Raw genomic sequence first — 25,483 nt, 5'->3', positions numbered from 1 at the left:
GCATCGGAACGATGCGGCCGGCGGCGGCGTTGCACAGTGCATGGAGATCCGTCCCATCGAGCCATCCGATGCGCCGGCACTCGTCAAGGCGCACGACCACCTGAGCGACGAGTCGCGTCGGCTCCGCTTCTTCCGGCCCCACCCGGTCCTGTCCGCCAGCGAGGCGTCGTTCTTCACGCACGTCGACCACCACGACCGCGAGGCGTTCGTGGCCGTCGACGGGCCGTTCATCGCTGCGGTCGGTCGGTATGACGTCGTGGCGCCCGGCGTCGCCGAAGTCGCCATCGTGGTCGGCGAGCCGTACCAGCACCACGGCCTCGCCACCGCGCTGCTCGACGCGCTGGCACAACGGGCGCGCGAGGTCGGCATCTCCCGTTTCGTCGCCGACACCATGGGCGAGAACCGGGCGGCGATCGCGCTCATGCGCCACTGGTCACCCAACCGCAAGTCGAGCTTCGACAGCGGCTACATCCACTTCGAGATGCCCCTGTCGGCGTGACAAACCACCCTGTGTGCGGGATTGCTCCGGCATTCGCCGGAGCAAGTCCGCACACGGGGCCCGCGTGGACAGAATGGGCGGGTGCTGCCTGTCTCGTGGACGACCATCCGCCTGTTCATTCATGTGCTCGCCGCCACGGTGTGGGTCGGCGGGCAGTTGACGCTCGCCGGACTCGTGCCAGGGTTGCGGGCGCTGGGCGAGGACGCGCCGCGCACGGTCGCCCGGCGGTTCAACCGGATCGCGTGGCCGGCGTTCGGCGTCCTCGTCGTCACCGGGATCTGGAACGTGATGACGGTGAACCCGCAGTGGGACACCGCCTACGGCCGCACCGTGATGGTCAAGGTGCTCGTCGTGGCCGTCGCCGGCGTGTCGGCGTTCCTGCACACCATCGCGCGCTCGAAGGCCGCGCTGGCCGTGTTCGGCGCGCTCTCGGCGCTGGGGGCGCTCGGCGCGCTGTTCATCGGGATCCAACTGCACTAGCCATGGCCATCCGCATCCGTCCGATCGAGCCGGCCGACGGGCCCAAGCTCGTCGATCTCCACGAGAGCCTGAGCGACGTGACGCGCCACTACCGGTTCTTCTCCCCGCATCCGCACCTGACGCCGGCAGAAGTCGACCGCTTCAGTCATGTCGACCACGTCGATCGCGAGGCGCTGGTGGCGGTGGACGGCGACGACAACGTCGTCGGCGTCGGGCGCTTCGACCGGACGGGCGACGACATCGGCGAGGTGGCCTTCGTGGTGACCGACCGTCTCCAGGGGCAAGGGATCGGTTCGCGTCTGCTCGAGGCGCTCGGGGAGTGGGGCCGCGCGCACGGCGTCGCCCGCTTCGAGGCGGACGTGCTCGCCGACAACCGCTCGATGATGCACGTGTTCCGCAAGTGGGCTCCGGGCACGTCGGTCACCTTCTGCGACGGCGTGCTGCACTTCGACATGCCGATCCCGACCCGGGTCGGGCAAAACTAGACCGAGCGGTCAAGTTCTCAATTAGTGTCGGCTGGTAATGGAGACCATGAGCACTGATCACCGGTTCGAATCCGTCGCCGAAGTTCGGCAAAAGCTGCACGACGTGGCCTATCTCGCCGACGACGGCATCGCCGGTGTCGTGCACCTCGCCGACCGCCTGGGCAAGCCGGTGCTCGTCGAAGGACCGGCTGGTACCGGCAAGACGCAGCTGGCCAAGTCGGTGGCCGAGATCACCGGCGCCCGGTTGATCCGCCTCCAGTGCTACGAGGGGCTCGACGAGGCCAAGGCGCTCTACGAGTGGAACTACAAGAAGCAGCTGCTCCGCATCCAGGCCCAGCGCAACGCCGAGGAGTCGGGCACCTGGAAGGAGATCGAAGAGGACATCTTCGGCGAGGAGTTCCTCATGACCCGCCCGCTGCTCGAGGCCATCCGCGCCGAAGAGCCCGTGGTTCTGCTGATCGACGAGGTCGACCGCGTCGAGGTCGAGACCGAAGCGCTGCTGCTCGAGATCCTCTCTGAGTACCAGGTGTCGATCCCCGAACTCGGCACAGTGACGGCCAAGCAGATCCCGCTCGTGTTCCTGACGTCGAACAACACCCGTGAGCTGTCCGAAGCGCTCAAGCGTCGCTGCCTGTTCCTCCACATCGACTACCCGTCGCTCGAGCGCGAGAAGGAAATCGTGGTCACCCGCGTCGAGGGCATCACCGATCACCTCGCCGATCAGATCGTGCGCATCGTGCGTTCCATCCGCTCGCTCGACCTCAAGAAGCACCCGTCGGTTTCCGAAACGCTCGACTGGGCCCGCACGCTCGTGCTGCTCGGCATTCAGTCGATCGACGCCGAGCAGGCCAAAGAGACGCTGCACATCCTGCTCAAGTACCAAACCGACATCGCCAAGGCGACGAAGGAACTCTCCGACTCCTAATGCTTGACCTCCTCAACGGGTTCGTCGGTGAACTGCGCAACGCGGGGCTCCCGGTCAGCCTGACGGAGTCGATCGACGCCATGGAGGCGGTCAAGCACGTGCCGCTCGAAGACCGCGAGGCCTTCAAGTACGCGCTGGGCGCCACGATGGTGAAGTCCGCTGCGCACTGGCGCGCCTTCGAGACGGTGTTCGAGGTGTACTTCTCGACGCGGCTGGCCCCGCCCGAAGGCGGCGACGGCAACGGCGCGCTTGACGAAGCCGCGCTCGAAATGCTGCGCGAGATGCAACAGAGCGGCGAGCAAGCGGGCGGTGGTCTCGACGGCCTCACGCCTGAGCAACTCGCCGAGATGCTCTACAAGGCGTTGATGAACGCCGATGACGCCATGATCAAGGCGCTCGCCAAGCAGGCCGTCGCTCGCTACGCCGGGATGGAGCCGGGCCGTCCCGTCGGCGGTACGTATTACCTGTATCGCACCCTGCGCAACCTCGACCTCGAGGGAATGCTCGAACGCATGATGCAGGAGGCGCAGAACGAGGCCGACGACGGCCAACTCACGAGTCTCGAAGAACGCCTCGCCCACGACGAGTACCAGTCCCGCATCGAGAAGCTGCGCCAGGAGATCGAAGCCGAGATCCGCCGGCGTCTGGTGGCCGATCGCGGTCCCGAAGCGATGGCGCGGACGCTGCGCAAGCCGTTGCCCGAAGACATCGACTTCATGCACGCGTCCAAGGAGGAGCTGGCGAGCCTGCGCAAGGCGATCGCCCCCTTGACGCGCAAGCTGGCGGTGCGCCTGGCCCGCAAGCGCCGGCACGGGCGCAAAGGCCCGCTCGACTTCCGCAACACCGTGCGCCACTCGCTGTCCTACGGCGGCGTGCCGGCGGAGCCGAAGTTCAAGTACCCGCGGCCCTCGAAGCCCGAGTTGGTGATCATCGCCGACATCTCAGGCTCGGTCGCCGCGTTCGCCCGCTTCACGCTGCACCTGACGTACGCGCTGAACACGCAGTTCTCGAAGGTGCGCTCCTTCGTGTTCATCGACGGTGTCGACGAGGTGACGGAGTTCTTCACCGGCGTCGAGGACATCACCGACGCGATCACGCGCGTCAACAACGAAGCCGACGTGATCTGGGTCGACGGCCACTCCGACTACGGCCACGCCTTCGAAGTGTTCTGGGAGCGCTGGGGCAAGGAGCTCAACCCCAAGACCTCCGTGCTTCTCCTCGGCGACGCCCGCAACAACTACCACGCGGCGCAGAGCTGGGTCGTGCACGAGATGAACAAGCGGGCGCGCCACGTCTACTGGCTCAATCCCGAGCCGCGTTCGTACTGGGATACCGGCGACTCGATCGTCTCCGAGTACGGCACCCACTGCGACGGCGTCTACGAGTGCCGCAACCTGCGCCAGCTCGAGAACTTCGTCGGCCTGCTCGACTGAAGCCGATTACGAGGCGAGGCGACCGTGCGGGACGCCGAACACTTCGGTCATGTCCTCGCCGGCGTCGAAGCGGGCGAACCACTCTTCGGCGTACGCGGGCAGCGGCTGCGCCTGGTGGTCGTAGGTACTCGTCAGCGAACGCAGTGATCTGACCAGCGCGGTCACGAGCCCCGATACGGGCACGTCCGCCAGCGGATTCGCCGGCCCGCGCCAAACGAGGCGCTGGAAGCGACCGCCGTAGTGCGCGGCACCGGCCTCGCCCGGGACGGCCGCTTGGAATCCGCGCTGGAGCGCCTCCATGCAGCCGTCGAGGTGACGCACGACCGAGGGGAAGGCCCGGATCTTGTAGGCGGCGTCGCCGACGACGTGGTCGTAGACGATGACCGCCGAGCTCCGGTGCTCGACTTCCTCGCAGAAGTGCCACAGCGTGAGGGACGCGACGCGCGCATCGCCATCGGCGAGCAGCGTGTGGCGGTGATCCATGATCATCTTGAACGTCGGCGTGAAGGTGCCCTCCAGCCCGGCGGCGTAGGCGAGGTGGTACTCGAGGGCATGCGCCTCGAACAGCGCGTCATAGCGGGCGACGATGTCGTCGAGCACGGCCTGGAGCCCGGGGTACTGGTCGATGAGCGCGTTCACGTGGCGGCGGTGCGTGGCGGCGTGGACGGCCTCCTGCTGCCGGAACAGCTGCGCCTCTTCCAACACGTCGGGATCGGTAATGCGCGATTCGGCTTCGCGCATCGTCCGCACGAAGTACTTCTCGAGGCCGATGACCCAGAACGAGATGGCGTTCACGAATACCGAGATCGCCTTGTTGGACGGGTTCCAGTGGAAGTCGACGTCGTCGAAGGTGAAGGGAATCCGGCGCACTTGGAGGTCACTCATAGCGGCAATCTAAAATGTGAGTAGGTATTCATGTCCAGGACCATTTTCCGGCAGGAGGTCGCCGTGCCCACTGGGTCGCACAAAAGACCGGCGTCACCTGGAGCTTCGCGACGCCGCACGCCCACTCAGGAACGGTCGCAGCGGCTGGTGGCGTGCTTGATCGACGCCACTGCTCAGGTTCTTTCCGAGGTCGGGCTCGACCAGCTGAGCACCAACAAGGTCGCCAAAGCCGCCGGCGTGGCTGTGGGTTCGATCTACCAGTACTTCCCCGACAAGGAGGCGCTGGTGCGGGCGGTCGTCCAGGACCGCTCCGCGCGCCTCACCCAGCTCGCGGTCGACCGCATGGCCGCCGTGCGCGAGCTTTCGTACACGCAGGCCGCCGAGACCGTTCTGCGCGCCGCCGTCGACTTCTTCGCCGCCGAGCCCGGCGTCACCGAAGTGCTGGCGCCGTACCTGGCGGCGGCGCCGTCGCGGCCCGAAGCGCACAGCGCCGTCGCCCACGTCCACGACCTGACGAAGGACTACCTCAGCGTCGCCGCGGCCGACCTCGACGTTCCCGACATCGACCTCGCCGTGTACATCTCGATCGGCGTCGTCAGCCAGTTCGCGCCGCGCATCGCCACCGTCACCGACGAAGCGACACGCGAGCGGCTCATCGCCGAAGTCGTGCGGCTACTGGCGCGCTACGTAGGTGGCTAGGCGGCGATTGACAGCGTCGCCACGTTGGCGGGGGTGGGGCTGGCGCCCGCCGTCGCCGGGTGGAAGGCGACGGTCGCGCCGCTCGACGCGGTGTTGCTCGTCGGTGGTTGCCGGACGGTGACCGTGAAGGTCACGACGCGCGAGCCCCCGGCGGGGATGTTGCCCAGCGCCGCGATGACGGATGCACTCCTGACGGTGCACGCCGCGCCGCACGGCGAGCCGTCGACCAGCACATCGGTTGGCGCCTGCAGCTGGCTCAACGCGTCGCGCAAGGTCGCATTGCCCGGCGCGCCGCCGGAGTTGGCCACGGTGATCGTCACGCGGACCACGTCGCCGGGCAGGAGCGAGCCGCCGTCGAGGTCGCTGAGCTGGTGCGACGACACGCCGACGACGGCGGCCTGCACCGTGCTCGACACGTTGGCGGGCGACAGCGGTACGGGCCGCGCCGCGAGCCCGACGTCGGCCATCGCGTACTGCACCCCGGTCGGTGCTTGCGTGATGACCTGACCGTTGGTGTCGGCGTCGTCCACGCCGACGACGAGCGTCCACACCGACGCTCCACCGTTGGCCGCCACGGTGGTCGAGCCGTCGCTGCGCGACGTGAGCGTCGTCCCGGCGGGCGGGACGAATCCCGCAGGGAGACCCGACAGCTGCGCGGGTGTCGCCGAGCTGTTCGTGAACGTCAGCGTGTACGTGAGCGGACGACCGACGCGGATGTTGTGCTTGTCGACGGTGAGCTTCCCCCTGAGGGCCTCGGCAACCGCGATCGTTGCCGTCGCCGCCGACTTGTCGGACGAGTCCGCGCCGAGCGTGCCGCTCACGGTGATCTGGAGGTGGACACCGCCGGTGCCGGGCGGGGCGACGACCCGCGCGGTACCGGTCGCGGGAGTCGTCGTCCCGGCGGCAACGCTCGTCGGCGGCGACGGGAACGACGCGGAATCGAGCCCGCTCGTGCCGGCGCCGGCGGCGACGTTCGTCACAGTGAGATCGTCAGCGCCGGGATCGACCGAGACCGAGTAGCCGACGGACACGGTGTCGCCGACGTGCGCGCTCGCCGGCGGCGGCGTGGTGATGGCAACGTGCCAGTCCTGGGGGGCCACGTCGTTGTCGTAAATCTCGACATAAGCCTCGGCGCCGTTCACGAGGACCCGAAACACCTCTGGGTCCTCGACGATGTCGTCGTCCGTGATCGGCACGCTGAAGGTTTGGGTCACGATGCCGGGTCCGAAGACGAGCGTGCCTTCCGTCGCGGTGTAGTCCTCGGGTGCCGTCGCGTTCGCGGTGGCTGGATTCGTGATGTCCGGCGGCAAGGTCAGGCCGCTCGACGTGCCGTCGGCGGTGTCGTAGTCGACGGTGTCGCTCGTGTCGGTGGCGCTCGTGCGGGTGACGCTGACGAGAACCGAGGTGTCTCCCTCGCTCACCCCGGAGATCGGGTCGATCACATAAGTCCCAGTCGTCGTCGCCCGGGCCGGTGGCGCCCCCAGGGCCGTTGCGCCGGCAGTGATCATGAACACGACAACGACGAAGCGCAGCACGCGTGAGGTCACGCGGCGAACGCTACTGCGGCGCTTGAAACTCCAGCCGGTTGCCGAAGGGGTCGAAGACGAAGATGCGGTCGACGCCTGCGAGTGGGTCGTCGTCTTTGACCTCGTAGCCGTCGGCGCGGGCGGCCTCGCCGAGCGTGCGCACTTCGTCCACCCGGAACGCCACGTGCGCCTTGCGGGCCGGGCGGAAGTCGGCCTCGACGCCGATGTGGACGTGCACCGCGCCGCGCTCGAACCAGCAGCCGCCGCGGCCGGCCAGTTCCGCCGGCTTGGGCACTTCGGTCAACCCGAGGAGGCCGCCGTAGAAGGCGCGGGCGCGGTCTTCCTCGCCGACGGGAATGGCCAACTGCACGTGGTCGATGCCTTCGATGTTCACACCGCCTCCACGGCGTCGCCGACCGCCACGAGACCCGCCTGGGTTATCGCGCAGTACACGCCGAGGTTGTTGTCGTGCCCGTCGCGGATCGTCGTGCCGATCTTCATGTCCCGCTCGAATCCGGGCTGGGCCCGCGACGGCATCGAGCAGCGCGGCGTCTTCATGATGACCTCGGTCTCGACGGCCCCGAGGGCGATGGTCGACCAGCCGTCCTCGACGAAACCGTCGTCGTCGGTTTCGACCAGCGCCGTGGGCCGGAACCGGCGCACGTCCCACACACCGTCGGGATGCAGCGCCGCGGCGGCGCGCAGGCTCGACGTCGTGAGGAAGTGGGCGTCCGCCAAGTCGAGCCACGTGCCGGGCGGCCCCGGCCAGTCGAAGACGGGCGTCGACTCGTCCGACATCCCGGTGTACATCTCCATCGGGTAGACGGCGTCGGTTGGCGGTGGCTCGAGGCGCACCTCCTTGTCGAGCCACGCCGAGAGCGCGGCGTGCACGCCCGGGTCGCCGGCGGCGTATTCGGCGCCGTCGGGCAGCGTGACGACGACGTCGCCGCCCTCGAGGCGCGCCGACGCCATCAGTAGTTCCGCGTAGCGCTTGCCCGACAGCACCTTGCGGGCCCCGGCGTCGACCACCGCCAGCATGCGATCGCCGACGGCGCCCCCCGAACCGAGGCTCAGTTGCTCGACGCGCTCGCCCTGCATCGACTTGACCGGGTAGCGCCACAGTTCGGCGACGACCCCGCTCACGGCGTCTCGATCTCGGCGAACACGCCGAAGTGGTCGGAGCCGAACGCGCCGGTCAGCGCCCGGTTGCACACGACGTCGCAGAACGCCACGCGCCCGGCGCCCTTGGTGTCGTCTTTGCGCCAGCCGCTGAAGATGTAGTCGATGCGCCGGTCGGGTTCTCGCTCGACCGCCGCGTTGGTGTTGCGGTTGTCCCAGGTGAAGCCGTCGCCGCGACCCCCGGCCACGCGCCACGCGTCCTGGAAGTAGGTGGATCGCCCTTCGAGTGACGTGGAGCCCGTCAGGAACCGGATCTCGGTCGAGTCGGGCTCGGCGTTGAAGTCGCCGCACAGGACCGGCGGGAGGGGACCGGTGGCATCGGCGTGCTGGCGAATGAAGTCGTCGATCTCGAGGACCTCGCGTTCGCGGATGTTGCCCTCGTCGTAGCGCCACACGAGGTGGGTGCTGAAGATGTCGTAGTCGTTGGTGCGGGCGTGGAGGATGCAGCGCTGCACTTCGTCGAGTCGGCCGGGCGGGTTCGAGGTGAGGTCGGCGTCGTGTTGCGCGTCGATCGGCCAGCGCGACATGACGGCGTTGCCGAACTTGGCGGCGCCGTCCATCACATCGCGGCCGGTGTACGCGATGTGCCACTCGCCGTCGGTGTGCTCGGCGATCCAGTCGGCCTGGTTCTTGCCGTCGGGCGACTCGATCACCTCTTGCAGGCACACGACGTGCGGCTCGAGGTGGTCGATCCACGCCACGATGTCCTGGCGCCGGGCGCGCCAGTCGCCCATGACGTTCCAGATGTTGAGGGTGAGGACGCGCAGCACAATCAGGCAAGCGCGCTAACGAACTCGTTGATGTACCCCGCGCCCTCCACCGGATTCTGGAGCGGCCAGAAGTGTCCCGTTTCAAACGTGACTTCCTTGGCGCCCAGCACCCGCGCGACTTCGCTACTCGGTTCGGTGCCGCCGGTGAAGGGGTCGCCCGTGAGCGTGAGGACCATGCACGGCTTTTCCGAGTGTTTGTAGCCGTCGCCCCAGTCCTTGTGCGGGTTCGGCGTCGCCGACCGGTAAAGGTCGAGGATGCACGTGCCCATCACCGGATCACTCATGCGCGTGAGCTTCAGCGCCGCCTTCTCGTCGAGGCCGAACATCTGCATGAGCGGCGCCCGCTCCTCGGGCGTCGACGCTTCTTGCTGCTCGAAGAACTTCTCGCCTTCGCCGGGCGTCTGCCAGATCTGGGCGAAGTCGTGCCAGACGTAGTCGGGGTGGATGACACCGGCGACGTCGATCGTCCACGACCGCACCGCGTCGGGATAATGCGTGCCGATACGCGCCGTGAAGCCGCCGCCCCAGTCGTGGCCGACGAGGTCGATCGGACCGTCTATGCCCCGGAGTTCGCCGAGGACCCAGTCGACGTAGGCGTCCTTGGTGGCGCTGAACCCGTCGGGTCGGGCGCAGCCGAACCCCGGGAGGCGCAGGGCGATCGACGGCTGCTCGAGGTGGTCGCGGACGTCGTCCCAGATGTCGGCGGTCTCGGGGACTCCATGCAGCAGAACGACTGTCATGGAGAAAGACGCTAATTACAAAATCATGCCTGCGCCGACGGTGGCGTTGGTCGCCTCGTCGATGAGGATGAACGACCCCGTGGTGCGGTTGCGGCGGTACTCGTCGGCCATCAGCGGCGCTGTGGTGCGCAGCAGGACGCGGCCGATCTCGTTGAGGGCGAGGTCGCCGGCGCTTTCGTCACGATGCAGCGTGTTGACGTCGAGGCGGTAGCGCAGTTCCTTGACGATGGCGCGCGCTTCGTTCGTCGTGTGCTTGATGGCGTACTTGCCGCCCACCTGCATCGGGCGATCGTTGAACCAGCACACCATCGCTTCGACGTCCTGAGACGGCGCCGGATGGTTGCCGACGCGGCAGATCATGTCGCCGCGCGACACGTCGACGTCGTCTTCGAGTCGCATGGTCACCGACATCGGCGGGAACGCTTCGTCCACCGGGCCTTCGTAGGTGTCGATCGACGCGATCTTGGTGGTGAGCCCGGAAGGCAAGACCATCACGTCGTCGCCCGGGCGGAACACGCCGCCCGCGACCTGACCGGCGTAGCCGCGGTAGTCGTGGTGCTCGTCGTTGAGCGGGCGGATCACGTACTGCACGGGGAAGCGGGCGTCGACCAGGTTGCGATCCGACGCGATCTCCTGCTCCTCGAGGTGCGTCAGCAGCGGCAGGCCGCGGTACCACGGCATGTTCTGCGACGGCTCGACGACGTTGTCGCCCTTGAGCGCGCTGATCGGGATGAACGTCAGGTCGGCGATCTCGAGGCGCGTGGCGAACTCGCGGAACTCGTCGCGGATCGAGTCGAAGACCTTCTCGTCGTAGTCGACGAGGTCCATCTTGTTGATGCACACGACGATGTGGGGGATCTGCAGCAGCGTTGCCAGGAACGTGTGGCGCCGGCTCTGCTCGACCAGGCCGTTGCGGGCGTCGACGAGCACGAGGGCGACGTCGGCGGTCGACGAGCCGGTGACCATGTTGCGCGTGTACTGCACGTGACCCGGGGTGTCGGCGATGATGAACTTGCGCCGCGGGGTGGCGAAGTAGCGGTAGGCGACGTCGATGGTGATGCCCTGCTCGCGCTCGGCGCGCAGACCGTCGGTCAGCAGCGCCAGGTTCACGTAGTCGAGACCGCGCCGCTCCGATGCGTCTTCGACGGCGGTCAACTGGTCTTCGAAAATGCTCTTGGCGTCGTAGAGCAGGCGGCCGATGAGCGTCGACTTGCCGTCGTCGACGGAACCCGCCGTGGAAAAGCGCAACAACTCCATGGCTAGAAGTAGCCCTCTTTCTTGCGGTCTTCCATCGCCGCTTCGGTGAAGCGGTCATCGGCGCGGGTGGCGCCGCGTTCGGTGATGCGGCTCGACGCCACCTCGTCGATGATGGCGTCGATGGTGGCGGCGGTCGACTCGACGGCTCCGGTGCAGCTCATGTCGCCCACCGTGCGGTAGCGCACGATGCGGCGCTCGGGCGTCTCGCCGGGCAGCAGCTGCATGAACGGCGCCGTCGACAGCAGCATGCCGTCGCGCTCGAACACTTCGCGCTCGTGGCTGAAGTAGATGGAGGGGATCTCGAGGTTCTCGCGGCGCAGGTACTGCCACACGTCGAGCTCGGTCCAGTTGGAGATCGGAAAGGCGCGGATGTGCTCGCCCTTGCGCACGCGGCCGTTGTAGAGCGACCACAACTCGGGGCGCTGGTTCTTCGGGTCCCACTGCCCGAACTCGTCGCGGAAGGACAAGAAGCGCTCCTTGGCGCGAGCTTTCTCCTCGTCGCGCCGGGCGCCACCGAAGGCGGCGTCGAAGCCGTACTCCTCGATGGCGTCGAGCAGGGTGGTGGTCTGCAAGCGGTTGCGCGACGCCCGCGGCCCCGTCTCCTCGACGACGCGTCCCTTCGCGATCGACTCCTCGACGCTGGCGACGATCAAGCGCTCGCCGAGTTCGGCGACGCGGCGGTCGCGAAACTCGATCGCCTCGGGGAAGTTGTGCCCGGTGTCGACGTGCATGATCGGGAACGGGAACTTGCCGGGACGGAACGCCTTTTCGGCGAGGCGCAGCAGGATGATCGAGTCCTTGCCGCCGGAGAACAGCAGCACCGGGCGCTCGAAGGTCGCGGCGACCTCGCGCATGACGAAGATGGCTTCGGACTCGAGCATGTCGAGGTGCGACAGTTCGAATCGGTTACGTGAATCGGTGGCAGTGGGCATCGGGAAAGAGAAAGCCTAAAGGTGCAGGCCGCACTCCGTCTTATCGCGGCCCACCCAGCGTCCGCTTCGCGGATCTTCGCCCTCGCCGACCGGTTTGGTGCACGGCCAGCAGCCGATGGACGGGTAGCCCTGCTCGGTCAGTGGATTGACGGGAACGTCGTGGTCCTGGATGTAGCCGTCGACGTCTTGCTGGGTCCAGTTGGCGAGCGGGTTGATCTTGATCAGGCCGCGCAGGTCGCGAGCGACGATCGGTGCGTTGGCCCGCGTCTCGGCTTCGTCACGGCGCAGGCCCGACATCCACGCTTCCTTGCCGGCGAGGGCGCGGTCGAGCTGGCCCACCTTCACCGCCGAGCAGCAGTTCTCGGGATCGACCTTCCACAACTCTTCGTCGTGGGTCGGCACCGTCATCATGCGCAGGTTGAGGCCGTACTTGCGCCGCACCTTCTCGACCGTCTCGAGCGTTTCGGGGAAGTGGTAGCCGGTGTCGATGAAGACGACCTCGATCGGCTCGTACACCTTCCACGCCAAGTCGACGAGCACGGCGTCGGTCATCGACGCCGTGAGACACAGGTGCGGGGCGAAGTTGTCGACAGCCCAGCGGATGATCGCGCTCGGCGACGCCGATTCGAACGACGCGCTGATGTCGCGCAGCTCCGCGTCGGTGAAGCCGTCGGCGGTTGCTATGGGTGCAACGCTTGCCACAGCTCCTCCACGGTCTCTTCGAGCGGCTTGCCGCTGGTGTCGATCCGGATCTCCGGATCGATCGGCGCCTCGTACGGATCGTCAACGCCGGTGAGGCCCGACAGCTTCCCTTCGCGTTGCTTGGCGTACAGACCCTTGACGTCGCGCTCGGAGCACAACTCGACGGGCGTGGCGACGTGCACCTCGACGAAGCGGCCTTCGTGCTTGGCGCGGACCTCGTCACGGGCGTCGCGGTAAGGGGCGATGACGGGGCAAATGGCGACGACGCCGTGGCGGGACAGCAACTCGGCCACGAAGCCGATGCGGCGCACATTGGTGCGGCGATCCTCAGCCGACAGGCCGAGGTCGGCAGTGAGCCCTTCGCGGATCACGTCGCCGTCGAGCACCTCCACCCGCTGCCCGGCTTCGATGAACTTCTTCTCGAGCGCGTAGGCCAGTGTCGTCTTGCCCGACGACGGCAACCCCGTGAGCCAGATCGTCGCTCCCTGAGAAACGTCGATCACGTCGCGCATTCAGACTCTCCGAGTTCGACTTCGTACGGACCTGTCTCGTCGTAGTCGACGTAGTAATCGGGGCCCTCGTCGGGTTTGGGGAACCAGTCGAGGTCGCGCACCGCGTCGGTGAGTACTCCCACACCGCCGATGCGCTCCATGTAGGCGGGGAACGTCTCGCCGAGGTTGCGCTCGCTGGCGAATTTGCCGATGACCCGCACCGCGGCCTCGCCGCAGTTCTTGGCGGGAAGTCGCAGCGCCTTCTGGCCGAACGCCACCATGGTGTCGGCGAGGTGACCGCCGAGCAGCATTTGGTAACCGGGAGCGGACTGCCCGTGGGCACGGCGCTCGACACCCATGAAGCCGATGTCGGCCACGTGGTGCTGGCCGCACGAGTTGGTGCAGCCCGAGATGTTGATGCGGATGCCGCCGACGTCGCCGAGACCGGCTTCTTCCAGGGCGACGCCGATGGCGTCGGCCAGCCCACGCGACTGCGTCACCGCGAGGTTGCAGGTGTCAGCGCCGGGGCACGACACGACGTCGCGGGCGAGCTCAGCACCCGGCTCGGCCATCCCGATGGCGGCGAGGCGCTCGTAGAGCTGCGGGATCTGTTCTTCGGTCAGGTCACGGAACGCGATGTTCTGGCGGTTGGTCAACCGGACCGAGGCGTTGAACTCGCGCTGGATGTTGGCGAGGGCGCGGAACTGCTCGCTGGTCACGTCGCCGAGGCGGGCGTAGGCGATGGCCGACACGGTGCCCTTGGCGTTGCCGCGGATCACGTTCGCCTGCTCCCAGCGCGTGAAGGGATTCGTGCCGTTGATCGTGACCGAGACACCGCCGGTGTAGCCGACCGAGTCGGCCTCGACGCCCGTGGCCATGCCCGCCGGGTCGTCGCCGACGTCGACTACGTGGGCCGGCACGCCGCCGGGGTAACCGACCGAACCGATGAGGAAGCGACGCTCCTTGAGGACGCGCTCTTTCACCTCGTCGGGGCCCATCTGGTCCATGACCCACTTCAGGCGGGCGCGCAGCTTGTTGTCGCGGTTGCCGTAGTGGTCGAAGGTCCGCAGGACGGCCTCGATGGTGGCGAGCAGGTCGTCGCGCGGCGTGAAGTCCTCGAGGGCGATCGCCGGGTGTGGGTTGGCCCCGAGGCCGCCGCCGATGAAGACGCGGAAGCCCTTCTCGACGGTGCCGTCGGGCAGCGGTCGACCGACGGCGACGACGCCGACGTCGTTGAACATCGCCTGCCCGCAGTCGGTGGCGCAGCCCGAGAAGTTGATCTTGAACTTGCGCGGGAGGCGCTGGGCGTAGGGGTGGCGAACGAAGTAGCGGAAGGTCGCCTCGGCCCACGGCGTGATGTCGAGCACTTCGAACGGGCAGGCCCCGGCGAGGTGGCAGCCCATGACGTTGCGCACGGTGTCGCCGCACGCCTCGCGCGTCGTCATGCCGACCGAACCGAGGTCGCGCAGCACGGCGGGCACGCGGGTCAGCTCGACGAAGTGGAACTGGATGTTCTGACGCGTGGTGATGTGGCCCCAACCACGCGAGTACGTATCCGCGATGTGGGCCATCATCTCGAGCTGCTCGGGACTGATCCCGCCGTAGGGGATCTTCACCCGCACCATCTGGTTGGTGCCGCCCTGGCGCTGGCCGTAGATGCCGTTGCCGAGGCGGAACACCCGGAAGCGGTCGTCGTCGGTGCCGTTGGCGAGGTAGCGCTCGAGCTCCATTTCGAAGCGAGCGACGTCCCTGGCGATCAGCGGGTCGGAGATGACGGGATGCTCAGCGATGGTCATAGGAGAGGGTTCCTTCCTCGGGCGTGCGAGGTGGACGAGTCAGCGTACTAAAACCCGACCTATTCGCTCAACATTCCGCGCTCCCGCACGAAGTCACTAGAGGCGGAGTAGTTCGGCGACGCGGAACGCCAAGTCGAGCGACTGCCGGGCGTTGAGGCGGGGGTCGACCATCGTCGTGTAGTTGGTGGCGAGGTCGCCTTCGGCGACGACGTCGGAACCGCCGAGGCACTCGGTGACGTTGTCGCCCGTCAACTCGACGTGGATGCCACCAGGCCAGGTGCCGTGGGCGCGGTGGACGGAGAAGAAGGTCTCGACCTCGGCGAGGATCGACTCGAGGTGGCGCGTCTTGTGGCCCGTGGAGGACGTGAACGTGTTGCCGTGCATCGGGTCGCACACCCACACGACCGACGCGTCGACCTCGTGCACCGCGTCGAGCAGACGCGGTAGGTGCTCGCTCACGTGGTCGGCGCCGAGACGCGTGATGAGCGTGAGCCGGCCCGGCTCGTTGTCGGGATTCAGCACCCGGCACAACGCCACGACGTCGTTGGGATCGGCGGCCGGACCGATCTTCACGCCGATCGGGTTCTTGATGCCGCGGAAGAACTCCACGTGGGCGCCGTCGAGTTCACGCGTGCGCTCGCCGATCCACACGAAATGCGCCGAGCAGTCGTAGTAGTCGCCGGTGAGGGAGTCCTTGCGGGTGAGCGCCTCTTCGTAGGGCAGCACGAGCGCCTCGTGGCTGGTGAAGAAGTCGACCTGGTGCAGCGCCGACTCGGCGGTGAGGTCGATACCGCAGGCGCGCATGAACCGCATGGCGCGGTCGATCTCGGCCGCCACCTGGTCGTAGCGCTGGCCCTCGGCCGACGACGCCACGAACTGCTGGTTCCAGGTGTGCACCTGCGACAGGTCGGCGAAGCCGCCGGTGGCGAAGGCGCGCACGAGGTTCAGCGTCGACGCCGACTGGTGGTACGCCTGGATGAGGCGCTGCGGGTCGGGCAGGCGGGCTTCGAGTGTCGGGGCGTCGTCGTTGACGTTGTGGCCGCGGAAGCTCGGCAGCTCGACACCGTTGACCGTCTCGAAGTCGGCCGAGCGCGGCTTGGCGAACTGGCCGGCCATACGGCCGATCTTCACGACGGGCACACCGGAGCCGTACGTGAGCACGACGGCCATCTGGAGGATGACCTTCATCTTGTCCCGGATGTTGTCCGCCGAGAACTCGTGGAACGACTCGGCGCAGTCGCCGGCGATCAGGACGAAGGCGTCGCCCGCCGCCACCTGCGCCAGCTGGCGCTGCAGACCCCGGGCCTCGCCGGCGAACACCAGCGGCGGTAGCCCGGCGAGGGTCTTCTCCGCTTCGGCGAGCGCGGCGGCGTCAGGCCACGTGGGCTGCTGCTTTGCTGGTTTGTCTTTCCAGCTCGCGGGCGTCCAGGCCTTCGTCGTCACAGAACAATGTTCGCCGCCCGGGGCCGCGATGGCAAAGCGGTTGCTACTCAGCCCGCTCCAACGTGAGGCCGCACCGCGTGAGGAGGGGCTCGACCCGTTCGAGCTTCTCGTCGGGAACGAGCAAATGGTTCCATCCCGCGGGGTCGAAGCTGACGTCGGAACCGATGAACGCGGCGTCGGCGTGCAACCGGATGTCGGTGTAGCGGACCTGTTGGCGGATGGCGTCGATCGCCTTGGCGTCCCCGCTCGGCAGCACCTCGCAGAACACGATCGGGCGATGGGTCTTGAGTATCCGCAGGGCGCCGCGCAGGACGGATGCCTCCATGCTCTCGACATCGATCTTCAAAAGCGTGGCCCGGCCGGGGCTCGCCGACTCGTCATAGGCGTCGAGCGTGAGCACCCGCACGTCGATGGCGTCGCTGTACTCCTCTTTGAAGCTGGCGGAGAGCGTGGCGCTCGTCTCGACGAGGCCGTGGTCTTGCAGGGGCACGTACAACGTCGCCTCGCCGGGCGCGCTGCTGAGGGCGGCTGGTTCGACGTGGACGCGGTCGGAGCATCGGTTGACGCGCAGCGTCGATTTCAGATTGGCCAGTACCGGCGGGAACGGCTCGAAGGCCACCACCTTGTTGGCACGCGCGACGCGGGCGGCGACGACGGAGTAGAAGCCGGTATTGGCTCCGATGTCGTAGACCACGCCGGGAAACGTTGCTGCGCAGGCGGCGAACACCGTCGGCATCGGTGGCTCGAAGCCGGTCCATCCGGACTCGCGCAGGGCGGTCGCGATCTGATCCCGACCGGCGCGACCTGGCAGCCGGACCGTCACCCGCACGCCGCCGGTGGCGACCTCCGGTACCGAAACGGTGACGAGATCAAGACTGAGCTGACGCAGCTTCGCCGCCGCCGAACGCGCGCCTCCGTAGCGCGCCGCGCCGGCGAGGGTTCGGCACACCCATGGGTGCGTCGCGATCGCATCGCGGACGCGCGTCCGCGCCTGTCTTGCTTCGGTCACGCGGTCATCATTGCCAACTACGCCGGCAGGCGCCGTGCCGGCAACGCGGTGGCCACGTAGGCGGCGGCAGCGAGGGCCACGACGCCGGAGATCATCAGCGGGACGCGGCCGTTGTCGTGCCAGGCGAAACCGGCCCACAACCCGGCGATCAACACGGCGCCGCCGGTGGCGGCTTGCAGCGTGCCCTGCGTGCGACCCTGCACCTCGTTGGGGACGAGTTTGCTCACCCACGACTTGCCCACGCCGTCGGTCGCCGCCTGGAAGCCGCCGTAGATCATGAACAGCGGCCACACCCAGTAGCTCTTGGTGACAAGACCGAGGCCGAAGTAGCCGACGGCGAAACATACGAGGCCGATGGCGTACACGACGTTGGACGACAGTTGGTCGGCGAGTGCACCGAAGGGATACGACAAGCCGGCGTAGCTCACGTTGTACAACGCGTACGCGAGGATCACGAGGCCGAGGCTGAGACCGAGTTCGTTGGCCCGCAGGATGATCAGCGCGTCGGGGAAGTTGACGAGGCTGAAGACCGTCACGGCGATGATCACGCGCTTGGCGCTGGCGGGAATCTTCACATCTGGTCGCTCGCGGCCCGCGGCCCGCGCGTCCTTGACACGCGCCACGACGTGCGAGTCGTTGGCGAACACGACGGTGAGCGCGCTCAACGTGGCGGGGATGACCGCGATCCACAGCAGCGGCCGGATGTGGTGGTGCAGCAGTTCGTACAGGCCAAGCCCTATCAGCGGGCCGATCACCGCGCCGGCGGTGTCGGCGGTGCGGTGCACGCCGAACGCGCGGCCGCGCGCCTCGACGGGGATGTCGTCGACCAGCAGCGCGTCGCGGGGCGCGCCGCGGATGCCCTTGCCGAGGCGGTCGACGCCGCGGCCGAGCATGACGACGGGCCACGCACCCGCGGCGGCGACGACGAGCTTGCCGGCGGCGGCGAGCCCGTAGCCGAGCCCGACGATGCGCCGTGGCTGCACGCGATCAGCCACGCGACCGGCGACGTATTTCGCCGCGGCGGCGATGCCTTCGGCGACGGCCTCGATGGCGCCGATGGCGGCGACAGGCGCGCCGAGCACGGTGCGGAGGAAGATCGGCAGCACCGGGTAGAGCAGTTCGCTCGCCGCGTCCTGAAGAAAGCTGACGACCGAAAGCACCACCAAGTTGCGGGTGAGCCACGTCGACCTAGATTGCGTAGATGCGTCCATTTCGTTTCAGTGTGCAACACCACGCGGCTTCAGACGGGAACGCCTGGCGCGATCTCGCTCGCAAGACCGAGGACCTCGGCTACACGACGCTGTATCTGCCGGACCACTTCGGTGATCAGTGGTCGCCGACGATCGCCATGACGATCGCGGCGGAAGTGACGCAGAGCCTGCGCGTGGGCGCCCTCGTCTACGACGTGGACTACCGCCACCCGATCACCCAAGCGAAGGAAGTGGCGACGCTCGACGTCGCTTTCCCCGGCCGCGTGATCTTTGGCTTCGGCGCCGGGTGGATGAAGACCGACTACGACGAGTCGGGCATCGCGTACGACTCGCCGGGCACGCGCATCAACCGCATGAAAGAAGCGCTGACGATCATGAAGGCGCTGTGGGCCGACGGCACGTGCACCTTCAACGGCGAGCACTACACGATCACCAACGCGCAGGGCTTCCCGCGGCCGAGCACACCGGGCGGCCCGCCCGTCCTCATTGGCGGTGGCGGCAAGAAGGTGCTGACCATCGCGGCGCAGATGGCCGACACGATCGGTGTGAACCCGAACCTGCGCTCGGGCGCGGTCGACGCCGAGACGGCCAAGTCGGCGATGGGCGACGTGTACCGGGAGCGCATGCAGTGGATCCGCGACGCGGCGGGCGACCGCTTCGACTCCCTCGATCTCCAGGTGCTCACGTTCATGACCCAGGTCGTCGACAACCGCGACGAAGTGCTCGCGAACATCGCCCCGCTGTTCGGCGTCACGCCCGAAGAGGCGGCCGACATCCCCCTGGCCATGGTCGGCACCGTCGACCAGATCGTCGAGTCGCTCCAGAAGCGCCGCGAGGAGTTCGGCTTCAACGACATCGTGGTCCAGGGCGACGCCATGGACGCGTTCGCGCCCGTCGTCGCCAAACTCGCCGGGACGTAAATGCGCATCGGCCTCTTCGGCGGGACGTTCGATCCGATTCACGTCGGCCACATCGTGGTGGCGACGACGGTGCACCACGCGTTGCGGCTCGACGAGATGCACGTGATCGTCGCCGGCGACCCCTGGCAGAAAGACCCGCCGCCGGTGGCGCCGGCCGCCGAGCGCTACGCCGCGGTGCAGGCAGCGATCTACGACATCGAGCTGCCGGCGATCACCGCCGATGCCCGTGAAGTCGACCGGGGCGGACCGACCTACACGATCGACACCGTCGAGGAGCTCAAGGCGCTCGACCCCACGGGCGAGTTGTTCCTCGTCGTCGGTTACGACGCGGCGAAGCAGCTTGACACATGGCATCGCGTCGAGGACCTGCGAGCGCTCGTCACCCTCGTCGTGGTGAACCGGCCGCGCTTCGACGAGGTCGTCGACGTGCCCGGCTGGAAGGTGGAAGTGGTCGACGTCCCGTCGATCGACGTGTCGTCCTCGCTGGTGCGCCAGCGCATGGCGGCCGGCTTGCCCGTCGACGGTCTCGTGCCGGCGGCCGCGATGCGCGTGGTACGCAAACACGGGCGGTACGCTGGAGCCAGATGACCACGGGACTTTCCCCTGTTGGTGCGTAGCACCACCCAAATTCAGTCGTCCGGCGCCCACCGGGGCGTCACGCTGTGAGCGCTACGCCCGTCGTCATCCGTCCGTCCTGCGAAAGGAGCCCCGTACCTCGTGCCTGTTTTGACGCGTCCGAATCCCACTGAAGCCAGTCCGGCCCTCCCGCTCGAGGCGGCGCGCGCCGCGTCGGACAAGAAGGCGACCGACCCGGTCATCCTTGATGTCAGCAAGGTCCTCGGTCTGTGCGACTACTTCGTGATCGCGTCGGCTCCCAACGATCGGCTCGTGCGGGCGATCTGCGAGGAGATCGAGGAACGGGTCAAGCGCGCCGGCGGCAACGGACCGCGCTCGATCGAAGGGCTCGACGACGCCCGCTGGGTCCTCATGGACTTCGGCGACTGGATCGCCCACATCTTCCTCGACGAGGCACGCGAGTTCTACGACCTCGAACGCCTCTGGGGCGACGTCCCGCGCGTGGCATTCGAGGACTGAACCATCCGCGCGCAATGGTTGGCGCGGCGCCTCGCGGCGCTGCGTCTCGAAGCGAAGCACGCCGGATTACCGATCAACGTCCGCAGCGGCGGGACGCAGGCAGTCAAGCGCCGGCAGGCGCGCTTCAAGCTTCGCCAGTCACAGCGTCGTAGTTGAATCACGCTCCCGCGCCGTAGCGTGCGGGCATGCAACTGCGCTCCGCCACCTTCCTTCGGGCCTTCGCCGTCTGGACGATCTTCGTCTGGGTCGTGTTCATCCGCAACGTGTTCAAGCATGGCGGTGTCGCTTTCATCGCCGTCCACCTCGTGCTCGCGGTAATTTCGCTCGCGTTCGCGGCTGGGACGTTCGCGGTAGTGCGAAGGGAACGACACACATGATCTACGACCCGTTCAACCCGGAGAACCGGGCGAACCCGTATCCCGTCTACAAGCAGATGCGGGAAGAGGCGCCGGTGTGGCAGGGGCCTGAATACCAGGAGCTGTTCCTGTCACGCCATGCCGACTGCCTCGCCGTCCTGCGTGACGCCGAGCGCTTCAGCTCCGACTCGTCGAACATGGCGCCCGAGTTGATGGCCAACGCCACCAGCGGCCAGGCCGAGATGGGCGGGTTCCTCGGCGGCAAGGTGATGCTCTTCTCGGACCCGCCGGATCACACGCGGCTGCGCCGGCTGGCGCAGCACGCCTTTACGCCCAAGGCCGTCGAGGGCTGGCGGCCGCGGGTGCGGGCGTTGGTCGACGAACTGCTTGCCGGCATCGGTCCCGGCGACGAGTTCGACGTGATGGACGTGCTGGCGCGTCCGCTGCCCGTCTTCGTCATCGCCGAGCTGCTCGGGGTGCCCGTCGCCGACCGTGACCGGTTCGCCGCTTGGTCCGTCCACCTGGCGCGCATGATCGACCCGGACACCAACCTCGCCGAGGCCGACTTCGGCCAGGCGATCCAGGCGGCGATGGAGTTCGTGCAGTACTTCAACGAACTCATCGAGGAGCGCCGCGCTTCGCCGACCGACGACGTGGTGAGCGTGATGATCGCGGCGGAGGAAGAGGGGGACCGGCTCACGCACGCCGAGCTGCTCGCCAACCTGATCCTGCTGCTCGTCGCCGGGCACGAGACGACCTCCAACCTCATCGGCAACGGCACCCTGGCGCTATGCAACTTCCCGGCGGTGCGCGACGAGTTCGCCGCCGACCCCGACGGTCTGGCCAAAACGGCGATCGACGAATTCCTGCGCTACGACTCGCCGGTGCAGTTCACGCAGCGCACGGCGCTGACCGACGTCGAGATCGCCGGCCACAAACTGCAAAAGGGCTACCCGGCGATCCTGCTCCTGGCCGGAGCCAACCGCGACCCCGAAGCGTTCGAACGCCCCGACGAGGTCGTGCTGACGCGTTCGCCCAACAACCACATCGCGTTCAGCAACGGCATCCACTTCTGCCTCGGAGCGATGCTGGCGCGCATGGAGGGCCAGGAGGCCTTCCCGGCGCTGCTCAAGCGCTTCCCCAAGCTGGAGCGCACAGGCGATCTTGTATACCGGCCCAACATGACGCTGCGCGGATTGGCCGAACTCCAGGTCACTGGTTGACCGTCGACGTCTACCGGCCGGCCGGCGACCCCATCGGCGCGGTGGCGCTCGTCCACGGCGGGTTCTGGCAGGCGATGTACGGACGCGAGGGCCTCGCCGACCACTGCCGTGATCTCGCCAGCCGCGGCTACGTCGCCGGCAACGTCGGCTACCGCCGCGTCGGCGAACGCGGCGGTGGGTTTCCCAACACGTGCACCGATGTCGTCGACGCGCTGCGCACGCTCGGTCCGCTGACCGCCGTCGTCGGTCATTCCGCCGGTGGCCAGCTGGCGCTGTGGGCGGCGAGGGAACTCGACCCGCGGCCCGGCGTCGTCATCAGCGTGGCGGGCGTCAACGACCTGGCACGCGCCCACGCCCTTGGTTACGGCGACCGCGCCATCGACGCGTTCGCCGGCAAGCAGATCGCGGCCGCGGATCCGGCGGCGCGCGTGCCGATCGGGGCGCGCACCGTGTTGATCAGCCCGGCGCAGGACTTTCCCGCGGGACGCGAGCTGTCGCGTAGCTACGCGGAGGTGGCGCGCGCCGCCGGCGACGACGTCGAGATCGTCGAACCGCGCGGTGACCACTTCGATGTGATCAACACCGGCTCGGAGGTGTGGGCCGCGGTGCTCGACGCGATCAGCGCGGCGTGAACCAACTGTCGGCGTCGTACCCGAACCGCTCGAAGTCTTCGCGGTAATAGTCGTACACGACGTTCGCCAGTTCCGTGTCGTACGCGACGGCGAGTGGAAAGTCGGGCGTGGGATTGGTCACCTCGCCGGCCAGGGCCAGGACGTCTTCGGTAACGCCGAGGCGCAGCAGGATCGTGCGGAAGTCGGCGGCGAAGTTCTCGAAGCGGCCGACGACGTCATAGGCGATGCGGTCGCAGGCGAGGATGACGACTTGCCGCTCCCAGTGCGCGTCGGGATGTTCGTGGGTGGTGACGTATCGAACGAAGTCGCCGAACGCGACGACGGTGTCGTCGGGATAGCCGCATGCAGCGCGGATCTCGGCCGCCAACGGCACGTACGACGAGTCGTGGCGCAGGATCTTCGACTTCCACGCCGACAACAGGCGGTCGTAGGGATTGCGCACGAACGCGAAGCGCGTGATGTCGCGCGACGTCAGCAGCTGTTGCTGCTCGGCGGCGGAGTAATGCTCGAGCCGCAACTCCTCGCCCTCGTCGTGCACGGCCCACCACGGATCGGCCGGCGGCAAACCCTCGAGGGCGTGCAACGTGCGCTTGATCGTGGTGCAGCCAACCTTGGGAGTGGCCACCGTGAGGTAACGATGCTTCAGCGAAGCGCGGGAGTGGTAGTCCCACGTGTCGTACCTCATGTGCCGCGCAGCGCCGGCAGCACCTCGTTGGCCAGCGTCGCCTGGGCGACGCGGGCGGCGTCGGGATCGCTGCCCAGCGACGGGCCGACGATGACGAACTTGTCGACGCCGAGCTCGACCAAGGCCCGCAGGCGCGCGACGCAGTAGTCGGCGGGCCCGGCAATACCGAAGCGGTCGACGAAGTCCGCGGTGAGCAGGTTCGCCTGCGCCGAGCCGGTCTGCGTGTGCCGGGTCATGTCGTAGGACTCGTGCAGCGACTTGAGCAAGACGCGGTCGTCTTCGTGTAGCGGCCCGTTGGTCTCGCCGTGCATCGTGTTGAAGCGGGCGAAGGTCGACAGGCCGCCGCGCATCAGGTCGCGGGCGACGTCGCGATCGGCGTGGGCGACCAGGTTGACGAACGCGCCCGTGGCGGGTGCAGCGGCGAGATCGCGGGCCCACGCCACCCGTTCGGGATCGGCGCCGACGGCGACCAGGACGCGGTCGGCGCGACGCGCCGCGGCGAGCACCTTCGGCCCGGTCGCGGCCACCTCGACCGGGACCGGGGCGAGGCCGGCGGGCAGCCAGTGGAGGCGGCTGTCGTCGGGCGCGTCGGCGAGGCCGAGCGAGTCGAGTTCCTTGGTGCCGGCGTGGCCGAAGCGCGCCAGCGCGTCGAAGGGCACCGCCTCGCCGCGCAAGTAGGCGCGCACCACGCGCACGTAGGCCGCCAGTTCGGCGACGGGCGCGGGCGCGAAGCCGAGGTGGGCGAGGGCGGAGTCGCCCCGGCCGATACCGAGCGCGGCGCGGCCGCCCGACGCGACGTGCACCGACAGGATGCCGGCGGCGGTCGCCGCCGGATGGCGCGTCGAGGTGTTGGTGACCCCAGTGCCCAGCTTGAGGTTGCTCGTCGCCGCGGCGGCCAGCGTCAGCGCGACGTAGGGGTCGCCCGACAGGTTCTGCGAGTCGACGACAACCAGGCCGTCGAACCCGGCGGCTTCGGCGCGTTCGGCTTGACGCGCCGCCACCTGCGGGTGGGCGATGCCCGTCGTCCAGAACTCAGTCACGAGGTGCGACGGTAACCGCGGCCAAACGCTTGCGGCGGTGCTCGTTGATCAGGTCCACCACGATGACCTGGATCACGCCGGCGACCGGGATGGCGAGCAGCGCGCCGAGAATGCCGAAGATCTCGACGCCGACCAGCACGCTCACCAGCACGGCCAGCGGGTTGAGCCGAACGCTGCGCGCCATGATCGTCACCTGGAGCACGTGGTTCTCGAACTGCTGGTACAGGATGAAGAACACCAGCACGGCGATGCCGGCCACCGTCGAGTGCAGGAACGCGACGAGGATCGTCGGCACCGCGCCGAGGGTGGCGCCTACAAGGGGGATCAGGTCGGCGAAGGCCACCCACAACGCCAGCACTTCCTTGAACGGCGTGCCGGTGACGAGCAGAGCCACGTAGGTGGCGGCGCCGGCGATGACCGAGATGATGAGGTTGCCCGCCATGTAGCGCGTCATCGCCAGGCTGGCGTCGTGGGCGAGGCGGCGTATGCGCTCGCGCAATATGCCGTCGTCGATGAGGTCGAGCATCCCGGCTTGAATGTCGGGTCCCGACATCAGCATCAACACGGCGAGCACCAGCGTGGTGACGGTGGCCGCCACGCTGCTCGCCACGGTGCTCGCCAGCGGCACGGCGCGCTTGCCCAGCTCTTTGCGCGCCTCCTTGAGCTTGTCCTGGTTCTTCTCGACGAAGTCGTCGAGCTTGTACTTCTTCACCAGTTCCCCGACGCGGCCGCGACCGGCCTTGGCGTCGGCCACGAAGGTGGGCAGGTCGTCAACGAATTGCCGCGACTGCTTCACGATCGGGCGCACGAAAGCGAAGGTCAAGCCGGCGAAGGCCAGCAGACCGGCGAGGAACACGGCGAGCACGGCGAGGCCGCGGGGAAAGCGAGCGCGGCGCACCAGCACGTCGACCGAGGGCGCCAGCACGATGGCGATGAACAGCGCTACCACCAGCAGCGTGATGATGTGTGACAGCCGGTGCAGCGCGTAGACCGAGCCGACTACCGCGCCCACCACCACGCAGGCGATGAGGGTGATCCGGGCGACGGTGGCGTTCGAGACGTTCACCGCC

Annotated in this window: 29 protein-coding genes; 12 read left to right on the top strand and 17 right to left on the bottom strand. The window is 68.0% G+C overall.

What is annotated here, in order from left to right:
• Positions 1 to 40: 40 nt before the first annotated feature.
• From VHC63_18680 to VHC63_18660, 5 genes are all read left to right on the top strand, one after another.
• The gene (locus tag VHC63_18680) at positions 41 to 499 is read left to right on the top strand and encodes a GNAT family N-acetyltransferase (GenBank protein ID HVV38641.1); all 459 of its coding nucleotides are present in this window, start codon (positions 41 to 43) and stop codon (positions 497 to 499) included.
• An 81-nt stretch (positions 500 to 580) separates the two neighbouring features.
• Positions 581 to 979: a CopD family protein gene (locus tag VHC63_18675; GenBank protein HVV38640.1), complete on the top strand. Its 399-nt coding sequence runs from the start codon at positions 581 to 583 to the stop codon at positions 977 to 979.
• A gap of 2 nt (positions 980 to 981) precedes the next feature.
• Positions 982 to 1,464: a GNAT family N-acetyltransferase gene (locus tag VHC63_18670; protein ID HVV38639.1), complete on the top strand. Its 483-nt coding sequence runs from the start codon at positions 982 to 984 to the stop codon at positions 1,462 to 1,464.
• A 46-nt stretch (positions 1,465 to 1,510) separates the two neighbouring features.
• The gene (locus VHC63_18665) at positions 1,511 to 2,389 is read left to right on the top strand and encodes a MoxR family ATPase (GenBank protein ID HVV38638.1); all 879 of its coding nucleotides are present in this window, start codon (positions 1,511 to 1,513) and stop codon (positions 2,387 to 2,389) included.
• Positions 2,389 to 3,822 (top strand): VWA domain-containing protein, encoded by a 1,434-nt coding sequence (locus VHC63_18660; GenBank protein HVV38637.1) that lies wholly within the window; start codon positions 2,389 to 2,391, stop codon positions 3,820 to 3,822. The genes VHC63_18665 and VHC63_18660 overlap by 1 nt, the downstream gene beginning before the upstream one ends.
• Positions 3,823 to 3,828: 6 nt before the next feature.
• On the opposite strand, the gene VHC63_18655 is transcribed toward VHC63_18660, so the two are convergent.
• Positions 3,829 to 4,707 carry a metal-dependent hydrolase gene (locus VHC63_18655; protein ID HVV38636.1) on the bottom strand — a complete coding sequence of 293 codons (879 nt, stop codon included), beginning with the start codon at positions 4,705 to 4,707 and terminating at the stop codon, positions 3,829 to 3,831.
• Between the two features lie 147 nt (positions 4,708 to 4,854).
• On the opposite strand from VHC63_18655, the gene VHC63_18650 reads away from it, so the two are divergent.
• The gene (locus tag VHC63_18650; GenBank protein ID HVV38635.1) at positions 4,855 to 5,406 is read left to right on the top strand and encodes a TetR/AcrR family transcriptional regulator; all 552 of its coding nucleotides are present in this window, start codon (positions 4,855 to 4,857) and stop codon (positions 5,404 to 5,406) included.
• Here the strand turns inward: VHC63_18650 and VHC63_18645 are convergent.
• The 13 genes from VHC63_18645 to VHC63_18585 all read right to left on the bottom strand — a co-directional run bounded on the left by VHC63_18645 (position 5,403) and on the right by VHC63_18585 (position 18,462).
• Positions 5,403 to 6,953, bottom strand: a complete 1,551-nt coding sequence (locus VHC63_18645; GenBank protein ID HVV38634.1) for a Calx-beta domain-containing protein — start codon at positions 6,951 to 6,953, stop codon at positions 5,403 to 5,405. The genes VHC63_18650 and VHC63_18645 overlap by 4 nt on opposite strands.
• Positions 6,954 to 6,963: 10 nt before the next feature.
• Entirely contained in the window at positions 6,964 to 7,326 is a 363-nt protein-coding gene (locus tag VHC63_18640; GenBank protein HVV38633.1) for a VOC family protein, read from the bottom strand.
• Entirely contained in the window at positions 7,323 to 8,075 is a 753-nt protein-coding gene (locus tag VHC63_18635; GenBank protein ID HVV38632.1) for an MOSC N-terminal beta barrel domain-containing protein, read from the bottom strand. Before VHC63_18635 ends, VHC63_18640 begins: the two co-directional genes overlap by 4 nt.
• A complete protein-coding gene (locus VHC63_18630; GenBank protein ID HVV38631.1) occupies positions 8,072 to 8,881 on the bottom strand; it encodes an endonuclease/exonuclease/phosphatase family protein in 810 nt (269 codons plus the stop codon). The genes VHC63_18635 and VHC63_18630 overlap by 4 nt, the downstream gene beginning before the upstream one ends.
• Positions 8,882 to 8,883: 2 nt before the next feature.
• Positions 8,884 to 9,621, bottom strand: coding sequence for an alpha/beta hydrolase (locus tag VHC63_18625; GenBank protein ID HVV38630.1), 738 nt, complete (start codon positions 9,619 to 9,621; stop codon positions 8,884 to 8,886).
• 15 nt (positions 9,622 to 9,636) lie between these two features.
• On the bottom strand, positions 9,637 to 10,878 hold the full coding sequence (locus tag VHC63_18620; GenBank protein HVV38629.1) for a GTP-binding protein: 1,242 nt from the start codon (positions 10,876 to 10,878) through the stop codon (positions 9,637 to 9,639).
• Between the two features lie 2 nt (positions 10,879 to 10,880).
• Positions 10,881 to 11,810, bottom strand: coding sequence for a sulfate adenylyltransferase subunit CysD (gene cysD, locus VHC63_18615; GenBank protein HVV38628.1), 930 nt, complete (start codon positions 11,808 to 11,810; stop codon positions 10,881 to 10,883).
• Positions 11,811 to 11,825: 15 nt separating this feature from the next.
• Positions 11,826 to 12,512 carry a phosphoadenylyl-sulfate reductase gene (locus tag VHC63_18610; GenBank protein ID HVV38627.1) on the bottom strand — a complete coding sequence of 229 codons (687 nt, stop codon included), beginning with the start codon at positions 12,510 to 12,512 and terminating at the stop codon, positions 11,826 to 11,828.
• Complete coding sequence (cysC, locus tag VHC63_18605; protein HVV38626.1) at positions 12,491 to 13,024, bottom strand: adenylyl-sulfate kinase; 534 nt, start codon at positions 13,022 to 13,024, stop codon at positions 12,491 to 12,493. The genes VHC63_18610 and cysC overlap by 22 nt, the downstream gene beginning before the upstream one ends.
• On the bottom strand, positions 13,012 to 14,799 hold the full coding sequence (locus VHC63_18600; protein HVV38625.1) for a nitrite/sulfite reductase: 1,788 nt from the start codon (positions 14,797 to 14,799) through the stop codon (positions 13,012 to 13,014). Before VHC63_18600 ends, cysC begins: the two co-directional genes overlap by 13 nt.
• Before the next feature lie 96 nt (positions 14,800 to 14,895).
• The gene (locus VHC63_18595; GenBank protein HVV38624.1) at positions 14,896 to 16,242 is read right to left on the bottom strand and encodes a 3-deoxy-7-phosphoheptulonate synthase class II; all 1,347 of its coding nucleotides are present in this window, start codon (positions 16,240 to 16,242) and stop codon (positions 14,896 to 14,898) included.
• Positions 16,243 to 16,285: 43 nt separating this feature from the next.
• Positions 16,286 to 17,251, bottom strand: a complete 966-nt coding sequence (locus VHC63_18590) for an FkbM family methyltransferase (GenBank protein HVV38623.1) — start codon at positions 17,249 to 17,251, stop codon at positions 16,286 to 16,288.
• Between the two features lie 17 nt (positions 17,252 to 17,268).
• Positions 17,269 to 18,462, bottom strand: coding sequence for an MFS transporter (locus tag VHC63_18585; protein HVV38622.1), 1,194 nt, complete (start codon positions 18,460 to 18,462; stop codon positions 17,269 to 17,271).
• Between VHC63_18585 and VHC63_18580 the strand changes: the two genes are divergently transcribed.
• From VHC63_18580 to VHC63_18555, 6 genes are all read left to right on the top strand, one after another.
• Positions 18,453 to 19,382: a TIGR03621 family F420-dependent LLM class oxidoreductase gene (locus VHC63_18580; protein ID HVV38621.1), complete on the top strand. Its 930-nt coding sequence runs from the start codon at positions 18,453 to 18,455 to the stop codon at positions 19,380 to 19,382. The two genes, VHC63_18585 and VHC63_18580, sit on opposite strands and share 10 nt — an antisense overlap.
• Positions 19,383 to 19,970, top strand: coding sequence for a nicotinate-nucleotide adenylyltransferase (gene nadD / locus VHC63_18575; GenBank protein ID HVV38620.1), 588 nt, complete (start codon positions 19,383 to 19,385; stop codon positions 19,968 to 19,970).
• Between the two features lie 129 nt (positions 19,971 to 20,099).
• Positions 20,100 to 20,477, top strand: coding sequence for a ribosome silencing factor (gene rsfS, locus VHC63_18570; protein ID HVV38619.1), 378 nt, complete (start codon positions 20,100 to 20,102; stop codon positions 20,475 to 20,477).
• Positions 20,478 to 20,662: 185 nt separating this feature from the next.
• Positions 20,663 to 20,854 carry a hypothetical protein gene (locus VHC63_18565; GenBank protein ID HVV38618.1) on the top strand — a complete coding sequence of 64 codons (192 nt, stop codon included), beginning with the start codon at positions 20,663 to 20,665 and terminating at the stop codon, positions 20,852 to 20,854.
• Positions 20,851 to 22,056: a cytochrome P450 gene (locus VHC63_18560; GenBank protein ID HVV38617.1), complete on the top strand. Its 1,206-nt coding sequence runs from the start codon at positions 20,851 to 20,853 to the stop codon at positions 22,054 to 22,056. The genes VHC63_18565 and VHC63_18560 overlap by 4 nt, the downstream gene beginning before the upstream one ends.
• The gene (locus tag VHC63_18555; protein HVV38616.1) at positions 22,053 to 22,688 is read left to right on the top strand and encodes an alpha/beta hydrolase; all 636 of its coding nucleotides are present in this window, start codon (positions 22,053 to 22,055) and stop codon (positions 22,686 to 22,688) included. The genes VHC63_18560 and VHC63_18555 overlap by 4 nt, the downstream gene beginning before the upstream one ends.
• Here VHC63_18555 and VHC63_18550 read toward each other — a convergent pair.
• Genes VHC63_18550 through VHC63_18540 form a run of 3 tightly spaced genes read right to left on the bottom strand, consistent with a single transcriptional unit; the run spans position 22,675 to position 25,479 of the window.
• The gene (locus VHC63_18550) at positions 22,675 to 23,373 is read right to left on the bottom strand and encodes a sulfotransferase family protein (GenBank protein HVV38615.1); all 699 of its coding nucleotides are present in this window, start codon (positions 23,371 to 23,373) and stop codon (positions 22,675 to 22,677) included. The two genes, VHC63_18555 and VHC63_18550, sit on opposite strands and share 14 nt — an antisense overlap.
• Positions 23,370 to 24,413: an LLM class flavin-dependent oxidoreductase gene (locus VHC63_18545; protein ID HVV38614.1), complete on the bottom strand. Its 1,044-nt coding sequence runs from the start codon at positions 24,411 to 24,413 to the stop codon at positions 23,370 to 23,372. The genes VHC63_18550 and VHC63_18545 overlap by 4 nt, the downstream gene beginning before the upstream one ends.
• Positions 24,406 to 25,479, bottom strand: coding sequence for an AI-2E family transporter (locus tag VHC63_18540; protein ID HVV38613.1), 1,074 nt, complete (start codon positions 25,477 to 25,479; stop codon positions 24,406 to 24,408). The genes VHC63_18545 and VHC63_18540 overlap by 8 nt, the downstream gene beginning before the upstream one ends.
• Between the last annotated feature and the right edge of the window lie 4 nt (positions 25,480 to 25,483).

The organism is Acidimicrobiales bacterium (genome assembly GCA_035546775.1).
Classification (GTDB): domain Bacteria; phylum Actinomycetota; class Acidimicrobiia; order Acidimicrobiales; family JACCXE01; genus JACCXE01.
Note: the sequence above shows the minus strand (reverse complement) of the source record. Positions and strands in the feature narration are given on the sequence as shown.